The organism is Streptomyces sp. NPDC093109 (assembly GCF_040701725.1).
Lineage (GTDB): Bacteria > Actinomycetota > Actinomycetes > Streptomycetales > Streptomycetaceae > Streptomyces.
This window is the reverse complement of the sequence record NZ_JBFBEZ010000087.1, coordinates 1-8,674: the sequence shown is the minus strand read 5'-3', so window position 1 is coordinate 8,674 and position 8,674 is coordinate 1. Positions and strand designations below refer to the sequence as shown.

At 65.6% G+C, this 8,674-nt stretch carries 7 protein-coding genes; 6 read left to right on the top strand and 1 reads right to left on the bottom strand.

The window, feature by feature from the left end:
* Positions 1–181: 181 nt before the first annotated feature.
* The gene (locus AB0389_RS37465) at positions 182–1,378 is read right to left on the bottom strand and encodes an ROK family transcriptional regulator (protein ID WP_366400065.1); all 1,197 of its coding nucleotides are present in this window, start codon (positions 1,376–1,378) and stop codon (positions 182–184) included.
* Between the two features lie 187 nt (positions 1,379–1,565).
* Here AB0389_RS37465 and AB0389_RS37460 point away from each other — a divergent pair, with 187 nt between their 5' ends.
* The 6 genes from AB0389_RS37460 to AB0389_RS37435 all read left to right on the top strand — a co-directional run bounded on the left by AB0389_RS37460 (position 1,566) and on the right by AB0389_RS37435 (position 8,544).
* Entirely contained in the window at positions 1,566–2,492 is a 927-nt protein-coding gene (locus AB0389_RS37460; protein ID WP_366400067.1) for a sugar ABC transporter permease, read from the top strand.
* A 55-nt stretch (positions 2,493–2,547) separates the two neighbouring features.
* A complete protein-coding gene (locus tag AB0389_RS37455) occupies positions 2,548–3,537 on the top strand; it encodes a carbohydrate ABC transporter permease (protein WP_366400064.1) in 990 nt (329 codons plus the stop codon).
* A gap of 143 nt (positions 3,538–3,680) precedes the next feature.
* Positions 3,681–5,012, top strand: a complete 1,332-nt coding sequence (locus AB0389_RS37450; protein ID WP_366400066.1) for a sugar ABC transporter substrate-binding protein — start codon at positions 3,681–3,683, stop codon at positions 5,010–5,012.
* 114 nt (positions 5,013–5,126) lie between these two features.
* Positions 5,127–6,326 (top strand): Gfo/Idh/MocA family oxidoreductase, encoded by a 1,200-nt coding sequence (locus tag AB0389_RS37445; protein ID WP_366400063.1) that lies wholly within the window; start codon positions 5,127–5,129, stop codon positions 6,324–6,326.
* Between the two features lie 186 nt (positions 6,327–6,512).
* A complete protein-coding gene (locus AB0389_RS37440; RefSeq protein WP_366400062.1) occupies positions 6,513–6,887 on the top strand; it encodes a hypothetical protein in 375 nt (124 codons plus the stop codon).
* 100 nt (positions 6,888–6,987) lie between these two features.
* Positions 6,988–8,544, top strand: coding sequence for a hypothetical protein (locus AB0389_RS37435; RefSeq protein ID WP_366400061.1), 1,557 nt, complete (start codon positions 6,988–6,990; stop codon positions 8,542–8,544).
* The last annotated feature ends 130 nt before the right edge of the window (positions 8,545–8,674 follow it).

The window sequence follows — 8,674 nt, the reverse complement described above, 5'->3', positions numbered from 1 at the left end:
ACCGAAGGTCATCGCGCAGCGACGCGACGCAGGAGCGCCCTTTACACCTGTCACGGAGACGCGACACTCACACCAGGAGGGGCGGCCCCCTTCCCCAACAACCCCCGCCACCCACCCACCCCACTCAAAACCGCTCTAACCCGCACCCCTGCCGGCACCCCCGCCCCGCAACCCCCGCCCCTCACTCCCGCGGCCTCCCCAGCACCAGGATCTGGATCGCCAGCACCGCGGCCCCCCGCGCCCAGTCGTTGAAGTCCGAGACCTTCGTCTCCAGGACGACCGGCTCCGCGAGCGGGTCGCGGTTGGCGTCCACGGCGGACCAGACCGCCGGGGACGCGATGTCCATCAGCCCGATACCCTCCCCCGCCAGCAGGATCTTCTCCGGCATGGCGAAGTTGGCGATCTGCGCGACCACCGTCCCGAGCGCGCGCGCCGCCTCGTCCATCACCCGCGACGCCAGCGGGTCGCCCGCCGCCGCCAGGGCCAGGATCTCCTCGTACGTATGGTCCCGGCCGGTGCCGGCCGCGACCTGGTACCGGATGTTCGACACGGTCAGCAGCGAGACCGCGCTGCCCCGCTCGCCGTCGGGCGTGAGCGGACCGTACGGGTTGATGATCCAGCGCCGCCCGATGCCCCGGTCGCCGCCGCCGGCGCGGACCAGCCGGCCGCCGATGACCAGGCCGTATCCGATCCCCGCCCCGATGGTGAGCACCACGAAGCGATCGAGTCCGCGCCCCGCCCCGAACCAGGCCTCGGACTCCACCAGCGCCGCGACATCGTTCTCGACCACGACCGGCAGCCCCGTGCGCTGCTCCACCAGGTCGGCGAACGGCACCTCCTGCCACCCCAGGTACGACGAGAACGTGACCGTCCGCGCGAGGCGCTCCACCTGCCCGCCGATGCCGACGCCGATCCCGGCCAGGCGCGGGAACTCGGCGCGGAAGTCCTCGGTCATCTCCTGGACGAGGTCGGCGACGTCCTCGGGGTCGCGGGTCCGCAGCGGTACGGCGCGGTCGGCGACGACCTCGCTCCTGAGGGTCGTGACGACCCCGTACGCCGTATCTTCGGTGATCTTGAAGCCCGCGAAGTAGCGCGAGTCGGCGACGATGTCGAGCGGCTGCGAAGGGCGCCCCTGCCGGGCGACCGGAGCCTCTGCGGCCCCTACCCCTACCCCTACCCCTGCCCCCGCCGAAACCGGCGCCGGCCCCTCGATCAGCAGACCCGCCTCAAGCAGGGGCTTGGTCAGTCGCGTAAGGCTGCCCGCGGAGAGGTTCAGCTTTCTGGCGATCTCCGTGCGCGAGACCGGGCCATGGGTCAGTACCTCGATCGCGACGGCGCGTTCGGCGGGGCTCAGCGGCGCCCAACTGGCTGCAAGCATGGACTCACTTTATTTCACCCCAAAAATAATGTCAGCCCCTACGGGGACACGATCGGGCCACCATCGCGCGATCACCGGCTTGAAACCAGTTCACCCACACCCCTTGACGTGATGATTCTTTCAGGTCAAAAGTAAACCCCCCGAGGACGAGTCATGGACAAGGGAGTCTCTGATGACTGTCGCCTCAATGGTGATGACAAAAAGAAAGCCCGGCGGCGGCGCCTCCAAGCGCGCCGGGACCGACCGCGGCGACGGCCTTCTGGCGGCGCTGTTCATCGCTCCCGCCATGTTCGGCTTCCTGGTGTTCCTGGCCTGGCCCACCCTGCGCGGCATCTACCTCAGCTTCACCCGCTACAACCTCCTCACCCCCGCCGAGTGGGTGGGCCTCGACAACTACCGGCGCATGATCAACGACCCCATCTTCTGGGGCTCGTTGCGCGTCACCGTCGAGTACGTCTTCATCAACATCGGCGTCCAGACGGTCGCCGCCCTCTGCATCGCCGTACTGATGCAGCGGCTCACGAAGTCCTCGTTCCTGCGCGGCATCGTGCTCACCCCGTACCTCGTCTCGAACGTCGTCGCGGGTGTGGTGTGGCTGTGGATCCTGGACACCCAGCTCGGCATCGGCAACCAGATCCTCGGCGCGCTCGGCTTCGACCACATCGCCTTCCTCGCCAGCAACGAGTGGGTCGTCCCGAGCATCGCGCTGATCAACGTATGGCGGCATGTCGGCTACACCGCGCTGCTGCTCTTCGCCGGGCTCCAGGCGATACCGGGCGATGTGTACGAGGCCGCGCGGGTCGACGGATCCGGTGAGCTGCGCACGTTCTGGAAGATCTCGCTCCCGCTGCTGCGGCCGGTGCTCGCGGTCGTGATGATCATGACGGTCATCGGCTCGTTCCAGGTCTTCGACACCGTGGCGGTGGCCACCCCCGGCCCCGGCGGCCCGGCCAACGCGAGCAACGTGCTCCAGCTCTACATCTACAGCTCGGCGTTCGGGCGCTTCCAGTTCGGCTACGCGTCCGCGATGTCCGTCGCGCTGCTCGCCGTACTGAGCGTGATCACGATCGTCCAGTACCGACTGACCCGGGCCGGCGAGACCGACCTCGGCTGAGTACGGACGTGACCGTGACCCCCCGTACGTGCACGCAGGAGCAAGGAGCTACGCCATGTCCGTACTGACCCCGCCACCACCCACGTCCCCGTCCGCACCGGCGTCCGAACCCGCCCCCGGACGCGGCCCCGCGCCGGAATCCACCGGGGAGATACGGCGCCGGACCCGCCCCCGCCCCTCCCCCGGCCGGATCCTCGCCTGGGCGGTCATGGGCGTGATCGTGCTGATCACCCTGCTGCCCTTCTACTGGATCGTGCGCACGGCGCTCTCCTCCAACACCGCGCTCACCACCGATCCGGCCTCCCCGCTGCCCGTCGACTTCAGCTGGGGCGGCTTCGAGCGGGTCTTCGGGCTCCAGAGCACGGAGGAGGCCCTGGCCCAGGGCGGCTCCGGCGGCTCGCTCAACTTCTGGCGTTATCTGCTCAACTCCACGATCGTCGCGACCATGGTGACGGTCTGTCAGGTGATGTTCTCGGCGATGGCCGCGTACGCCTTCGCCCGCCTTCGCTGGCGCGGCCGGGACAAGGTGTTCGGGCTGTTCCTCGCCGGTCTGATGGTGCCGGCCATCTTCACCCTGCTGCCGAACTTCGTACTGATCAAGCAACTCGGGCTGATCGACACCCTGACCGGGATCGCCCTGCCGACCATGTTCATGACCCCGTTCGCGGTCTTCTTCCTCCGCCAGTTCTTCATGAACCTGCCCAGGGAACTGGAGGAGGCGGCCCTGCTGGACGGCGCCGGGAAGATCCGGATCTTCTTCCAGCTCCTGCTGCCCACGGCCGCCGCGCCCATGATGACGCTCGGCATCCTCACGTACATCACCGCGTGGAACGACTACTTCTGGCCGCTGATGGTGTCGTACAGCGACAGCTCCCGCGTCCTGACCGTGGCGCTCAACATCTTCCGCTCCCAGACCCCGCAGTCGGGTACGGACTGGGCCGGGCTGATGGCGGCGACGCTGGTCGCCGCGCTGCCGATGCTGCTGCTCTTCGGGGTGTTCGCACGGCGGATCGTCAACTCCATCGGCTTCACCGGACTCAAGTAATGACGAGGGAAGAAGGAGAAGCCGCTGTGCCCAGGACCTCACACCACCGGCACCACCCGCACGCACACCCCCACCCGCACTCCCAACCCCACCCGCACCCGCACCCGCACCCGCACGCACACCACCGGAAGCTCGCCGCCGTCATCGGCGCCGTATCCCTGTCCCTGCTGGCCGCCGGATGCGGCGGCGGGTCGTCCGTCTCCGACGCCGCCGACTCCAAGACCGTCTCGTACTGGCTCTGGGACGCCAACCAGCTACCCGGCTACGAGGCCTGCGCCACGCAGTTCGCGAAGCGGAACCCCGGGCTCAAGGTCGACATCTCCCAGATCGGCTGGGACGACTACTGGACCAAGCTCACCGCCAGCATGATCGCGGGCACCGAGCCGGACGTGTTCACCGACCACATCACGAAGTTCGCGCAGTTCGCCGACCTGAAGGTGCTCGCGCCGCTGGACGAGCTGCCCGCGACCAAGGGCATCAAGGACTCCGACTACCAGCCGGGCCTCGCCGCCTCCTGGGTCGGCAAGGACGGTCACCGCTACGGGTCCCCGAAGGACTGGGACACGGTCGCGATGTTCTACAACAAGAAGGTCACCGACGCCGCGGGCGTCTCCGCCGACACACTCAACAGCCTCGCCTGGAACCCCACCGACGGCGGCACCTTCGAGAAAACACTGGCCCACCTCACCATCGACACCAAGGGCCGCCGCGGCGACGAGCCCGGCTTCGACAAACACCACGTCGCGACGTACGGCCTGGCCACCAATGACGCGGGCGGGGCCGACGGCCAGACCCAGTGGAGCGCCTTCGCCGGCTCGGCGGGCTGGAGCTACACGGACAAGAAGGCGTGGGGGACGCACTACAACTTCGACGAGCCCGCATTCCAGTCCACCGTCGAGTGGTACTTCGGCCTGGCGGAGAAGGGGTATCTCGCCCCCTTCAAGGACTTCTCCCGCTCCAACGGCCCCGACATCCAGCTCGGCGCGGGCAAGGCGGCGATCGCACTGCACGGATCATGGATGACGAAGACGTTCTACGGCCTCAAGGGCATCGAGGCACGCACCGCCCTGACCCCCATCGGCCCCTCCGGCAAGCGCGCCACCATGCTCAACGGCCTGGCCGACTCCCTCACCAAGCGCGCGGCCGACAAGCCGGCGGCGCAGAAGTGGGTGGCGTATCTGGGGTCGGAGGAGTGCCAGAAGACGGTGGGTTCGTTCGGCATCGTCTTCCCGGCGACCAAGTCGGGTACGGATGCGGCGATCGCGGCGTACAAGAAGGACGGAATCGACATGACGGCGTTCACAAAGCCGGTGGCGGACGGGACGACGTTCCCGTTCCCGATCACGGACTACGCGGCGGATGTGGCGGCGCTGATGAATCCGGCGATGCAGGACGTGTACGCGAACGGCAAGCCGGTGGACAGCCTGTCTGTGACGAACCGTCAGATCAACGTGATCCTGGGCCAAACCAAATAGGTGGCCCCAACTCCCCCTCCAATACCCCCAACTCCCACCAACTCCCCCCTCAGCTCCCACCCCTCCACTCCACTCCCACCCCTCCACTCCCACCCCCCTGATAGAGGACCAAAAATGACCTTCAACCTGGCCATAGTCGGAGCGGGACAGTTCGCCGGACAGTTCGCCAAGCTCTGGGCGATCCACCCGGGCGTGAGCGACATCTACGCCACCGACCTGCTGCCCGAGCGCGCCGAGAAGCTCGCCGCCGATTACGACCTGACCGGCACGTTCCCGTCCTTCGAGGCCGCCATCGAGTCGCCGGACATCGACGCGGTCGCCATCTTCACCCAGCGCTGGACCCACGGCCCGCTGGTCGTAAAGGCGCTGCGCGCCGGGAAGCACGTGTACTCGGCGGTGCCGATGGCGATCTCGGAGGCGGAGATCGCGGCCATCATCGAGGCCGTACGGGAGACCGGGCTGACGTACATGATGGGCGAGACCAGCCAGTACAACCCGGCCACTGTGTACGCCCGCGACCAGATCGCCGCGGGCGCCTTCGGCCGGCTCTTCCACGCCGAGGGCGACTACGTCCACGACATGGACCTGGGCTTCTACGAGGCGTACCAGTACAGCGGCGGCGAGCAGTGGAAGTCGACCGCCAGCTACCCGCCGCTGCTCTACCCGACGCACTCGGTGGGCGGTGTGCTGGGCGCGTGGCAGACGCACGCCGTGAGTGTGTCGGCGATCGGTGTGAAGGACGACCGGGGGGACGGGGTCTTCGACAAGGAAGTCAGCCAGTTCGACAACGACTTCTCCAACGCGACGGCGCTGTTCGAGGTCGCGGGCGGCGGATCGTTCCGTACGAACGAGTTCCGCCGGGTCGGCTACCCGTCGCACATCCGTGAGTCGCGCTTCCGCTTCTTCGGTACGGAGGGAAGCCTCGAACAGCTCGCCACCGTGAGCCTCTGGCAGGACAAGAACGGTGTCGAGGACGTCACCGACCACCTCCAGCCGAAGCCCACCCTCTCCCCCGACGACCCCTCCCTGGAACACGTCGCCCCCGCCCTCCGCGACGCCTTCACCTCGGGCTCGGCCCCGGTGCACGACCGCACCCGCCTGCCCGCCGAATTCGCGAACATATCGAACGGCCACGAGGGAAGCCACCACTACCTGGCCGACGACTTCGTCACCGCGGTCAACACGGGCACCCTCCCCCCGGTGAACGCCTGGGTCGCCGCCCGTTACACACTGCCGGGAATCGTCGCCCACGAATCCGCCCTGAAGAACGGCGAGCGCCTCGCGATCCCGGACTTCGGAGATGCCCCCAACTAAACCCCCAAAACAAACGCCCCACCCACCCCCAGCGCCCCACCCCACCCAAGCGCCCCGCCCCACCCCAAACGCCCCACCCCAGCGCCGCTGCCCCTCCGGGCAGCGGCGCTTCCCCATGCCCGAGCCCCAGAAATTGCCCATGGCAAACTAAAACCCAAGCCAGAAACAACAAAGGGGCGGCAAAGTATGGCCTTTGACAACGAACAACCCGAACTACGCGCCGGCGGCCCGGGCACCCCGAGCCTCGTCTCAACCCCGGCCGAGAAGCGAGCCGCGGCATCAGCCATCAGGAACACCCTGCTGGGAGACACCAAAAAGGCCGGCGACTGCGCCCACGAAAGCACCACGAAGGCCGCCTCCGCCTTCGGCGGCTGGGACACCGGCGCCGGCCTCAAGAAGGTGCAGGAGACCTGGGAGAGCCAGGTCAAGACCCTGACGGACCGCCTCCAGGGCGAAGAAGGAAAGCTCCTGCGCGCGGCGGGAGACCTCCAGGGCGCCGACCTCCTGCCGAGGTCCCAGATCGGCGCGATTCGTGTGGACTCACCATTCAACGGATATTGAGCCCGCCCACCCGTACCCAAGCCACAACAGCACCCAAGCGGCCCGAAGCTTCCGCGACAACTCCACCAACAAGGAGTTCTCGCAGACTTTCCTCAGCAGTATGGGCGCCGATGGCGTCATCAAATTCGCCAATACCTTGAACGACTACGCCTACGGGCCCGACAAGAAACACGAACCCCAGTACCTGGCCGTGCAGAAAGGGATGGCCAATACGATCGCCAACGCGACCAGAGTTCCAGGCAGCGTGGCGAATATGCCACCAGGTTCGAAAGAATTCAAGAAGTGGGAGGAGAGTGCGGACGGAAAATTCTACCGTGAGTGGATGAACGAGCTGGACGCAACAGGAACCAAGAACTACGGCTCCAATACCCAGCCCCTGTACGGGTACCAATCTTTCGTCTCCATAATGGAGCACGCCGACGCGAAGTTCGACGACCAGTTCCTCTACGACCTCGGCGATGACCTCATCGCGGCAGAGAAGAAACATCCTGGAATATTCACCCAAGTGGGCGGCGCGCACAGCGGCGTACGATCCGATGCCATTGACGGTCTCCTTAACGTCATGAGCAAAAACCCGGACGCCGCCACCGCTTTCTTCGACCCCGCCTCCGGACCTGACCGATCCGACAGTGAGGACAACAACGATCACCTCAAATATCTCGTCGGCAATGGCGATGATTCCCGAACCTGGCCGAAGGTCTACGTATCAGGAATGACGCTCGACGACCCATTGAGCCGAATGGGCCTGGGCGTTGCCCTCGAAGCCGCCGCCACCGGCCAGCTGCCACTGAAGCCCGGTCAGGACCCCTGGCCGGCCATGCCGCATTCGGAATCTCAGGCGCGCATCATGCATTCCATCATCGGCGAACTCAGCCCGGGGCCGGGCGAAGGGAACAGCACCTCCATACACGAGAACCTCAAAGATCCGGTCGCTCGAGCCCTTGCCCAATACACCGCCGACACGCATGAAATTCTGGGCGGAATATCCTCTTCAGACTATACCACCCACTCTTTCGGTGACGGCTACTTCCCGGACAAAGATGGTGGCATCCACATGGCCGCTAGAAAGGATCAGCTGATCCAGGTCATGCGCGGACTGTCCGAAGATCCAGAAGCATACGGAACGTTGCACAAGGCAGAATCTCGATACATAGACATCGTCATGCAGGATATCCCGAATGGCGCGATAAACTTTGAAAATTCGGGAACATTGGGGAAATCTGGAGCCGCGCTCGGAACTTACGCAGCGATCAAAGAACACGTAATAAATAGCGAGAGAATGGATGCCCACTCGTCGGCCGATTGGAAGTCCAAGGTCGCCTACCATGTAATCGGAGGCGCCGTGGCACCGATTTCCCTCCCCGCAGAGATGGGAAAATTCGTCATTGGCGAACTACTTCAACGCGGCGTGGATACTTGGGCTTGGGAGTGGGGTAACTCAATGAAGGCCGATGCCGATAATATCGCGAACGCCCAGATCGCAGATGTTTACCTTGAAGCGGAAAACCAAACCCCCATCATGACCAAGCAGTGGGCGACAGACCGGACAGATATAGACCTCGATACGCAGGCAGGCAGAGATCGACTGGAATCACTCACCAACGTGATTCTGAATGGCCAGACCCGGGGTTCGATCAGTGCATCAAAGTACCTGTGAGAATTTCGATATCTCTGAAGACATCGCGATAGGAGTTAAGAGGGTGTCTCACGTGGCTTGAGGGTTCGTACGGCATGATGTCTGTCGTGGGTGCTGATCTGTCGAAGCGTCTGGTTCCTGATGAACTCTG